Source organism: Parvibaculum sp. (assembly GCF_045863935.1).
Taxonomy (GTDB): Bacteria; Pseudomonadota; Alphaproteobacteria; order Parvibaculales; family Parvibaculaceae; genus Parvibaculum.
Genome location: NZ_BTVP01000084.1, coordinates 1 through 2,556, shown reverse-complemented (window position 1 = coordinate 2,556; position 2,556 = coordinate 1). Strand labels below are relative to the sequence as shown.

3 protein-coding genes are annotated in these 2,556 nt (G+C 62.7%); 2 read left to right on the top strand and 1 reads right to left on the bottom strand.

Annotation, left to right across the window (positions count from 1 at the left end; genetic code table 11):
* A partial coding sequence (gene aspS, locus ACKUUH_RS17235; protein ID WP_407951122.1) for an aspartate--tRNA ligase occupies positions 1-1,255 on the top strand: 1,255 nt, incomplete at its 5' end.
* A gap of 88 nt (positions 1,256-1,343) precedes the next feature.
* Positions 1,344-1,790 carry a host attachment protein gene (locus ACKUUH_RS17230; RefSeq protein WP_407951121.1) on the top strand — a complete coding sequence of 149 codons (447 nt, stop codon included), beginning with the start codon at positions 1,344-1,346 and terminating at the stop codon, positions 1,788-1,790.
* A gap of 9 nt (positions 1,791-1,799) precedes the next feature.
* On the opposite strand, the gene ACKUUH_RS17225 is transcribed toward ACKUUH_RS17230, so the two are convergent.
* Positions 1,800-2,330 (bottom strand): fasciclin domain-containing protein, encoded by a 531-nt coding sequence (locus ACKUUH_RS17225; protein ID WP_407951120.1) that lies wholly within the window; start codon positions 2,328-2,330, stop codon positions 1,800-1,802.
* Between the last annotated feature and the right edge of the window lie 226 nt (positions 2,331-2,556).

The window sequence follows — 2,556 nt, the reverse complement described above, 5'->3', positions numbered from 1 at the left end:
CAAGTTCTATGCGCTGCCGCAGGCGCCGCAGCAGTTCAAGCAGCTCATCATGGTGGCGGGCTTCGACCGCTACTTCCAGATCGCGCCCTGTTTCCGCGATGAGGACGCGCGCGCCGACCGCAGCCCGGGCGAATTCTACCAGCTCGATGTCGAGATGAGCTTCGTCACGCAGGACGACGTCTTCGCCGCTATCGAGCCCGTGCTGCACGGCCTGTTTGAAGAGTTCGCGGACGACCGCAAGGTCTCGCCTTATCCCTTCACGCGCATTCCTTACGCGGAGGCCATGCGCAAATACGGCTCCGACAAGCCGGACCTGCGCAACCCGCTCGAGATGCAGAACGTGACGGAGCAGTTCCGCGGTTCCGGCTTCAAGGTCTTCGCCGGTATGATCGAAAAGGACTCGAAGGTCGAGGTCTGGGCGATCCCGGCGCCGGGCGGCGGCAACCGCGCCTTCTGCGACCGCATGAATTCCTGGGCTCAAGGAGAAGGCCAGCCGGGTCTCGGCTATATCTTCTTTCGCGAAGAGGGTGGCGCTCTCGAGGGCGCAGGCCCCGTGGCGAAGAATATCGGCTCGGAGCGCACCGAGGCGATCCGCACCCAGCTTGGACTGAAAGAGGGCGACGCCGTCTTCTTCGTTGCCGGCCAGCCCGCCAAGTTCGCGAGCTTCGCCGGTCAGGCGCGCACCCGCGTCGGCACCGAGCTCGGCCTCGTGGAAGAGGGCGTGTTCAAGTTCTGCTGGATCGTCGACTTCCCGATGTATGAGTGGAACGAGGACGAGAAGAAGATCGACTTCTCGCACAATCCCTTCTCCATGCCGAACTATCCGCTCGACAAGTTCCTCGCGCTCGACAAAAACGACGCCGGCGAAATTCTCGGCATCACCGCCTTCCAGTACGACATCGTCTGCAACGGCGTCGAGCTTTCCTCCGGCGCCGTGCGAAACCACAAGCCGGACGTCATGTACAAGGCCTTCGAGATCGCGGGCTACGACAAGTCGGTCGTCGAGACGAAATTCGGCGGCATGCTGAACGCCTTCAAGTACGGCGCGCCGCCGCATGGCGGCCTCGCACCCGGCATCGACCGCATGGTGATGCTGCTCGCGGGTGTCGAGAACCTGCGCGAAGTGACCATGTTCCCGATGAACCAGCAGGCGCAGGACCTCCTGATGCAGGCGCCTTCCGAGGTGGAGCCGAAGCAGCTCAAGGAACTGCATATTCGCATCGTTCCTCCGCTCGAGAAGAAGAAGGAAGGCTGAGACCTTTCGGCGCAGCCTTCCCGCGGGGCTATCTTGCCGCCGCCGCTTCCTCCACTATGTCTTTGGGGGCAGGCCAGCGGAGGTGTCCATGCAACCGAAGCGTATCTGGATCGTCGTGACCGATGGCGGCGTTTGCCGGTTTCTCGCCAGCGAGAAGCGGAACGCCGATCCCACGGTCGCCATGCCGGAGCTTTCCATACCCAACCCGCCGACGCGCGAACAGGGCACGGACAAACCGGGCCGCACCTTCGAGAGCACCGGCAATCGCCGCTCGGCCTATGAGCCGCCCGCCGACTGGCACGAACAGGCGAAGCGCGATTTCGCGCGCGAGGTTGCGGAGGTGCTGAAGGAGAAGGCGCGGAACGGCGCTTTCGACAATCTGATCCTCGTCGCGCCGCCCGCCATGCTCGGCAATCTGCGTCCGCTTCTCTCGGCCGAAACGAAGGAGAAGCTGCTTGGCGAGGTGAACAAGGACTACACCCAGCTCACCCCGCGCGAGATCAAGCAGCAGCTCTCCGGGAGCTACAACGTCTGACGCCAGCCCTTATTGGGCGGCAGGCACCTTCGGCGTCTCTTTGTCGAAGACGGGGATCGGCAGCGCGTCGACCGGAATGATGACGCCGTTCGAGGCTTCGATGGCATCGCCCGAGACATTCGCGCCGAATTGCGAATGTCCGTAGTGGATGGGCGTCTGCGTGCCGTCGATCTTCACCTTGCCGCGCTGCAAGGTCGTTGCTTCCGTCACCTTGCCGTCGAGTTGCGCGGGCGTCATGCGGCCGGAGACGATGCTGTAGAGCAGCAGCGCGCGCGCATTTTCCTTGTTGCTCGGATTGTCGCCGGAAAGCATGTCGTCCACGCCGCCGGGCTGGTTTGCCAGCGCCTCGTCCGTCGGCGCAAAAACGGTGATGCTCCCCTCCGTGTAGCGGAACTTGAGATCGTTCGCCTCGATGATTTTCGTCAGTGTCGAAAATTGCGGATTGCTCTTCAGCGTCTCGTAGACATTGGCGGCGAAGGCGGGCGCGGCGCCAAGCGCACTCATCGCAAGCGCCGCAAGGAAAACTCCGGTTCTTTTCATCGGTCTGCCTTTCGAATGGCTGGTTGCCTCAAAAGTCCCAAGTGCTGAAATCTCTAGACCGTGATTTTGACCGGATTGCGACAGAACTCAACCGCGCAGTTCCCGGGCAGGCCCCTGGCCGTTTGGACAGGCGATAACTGCAGCGGAGTGGCGTATTCCACAACCCCAAAACCGTCATGGCCCGCTTTATGCGGGCCATCCACGTCTTTGCGGCACGGAAGGCAGG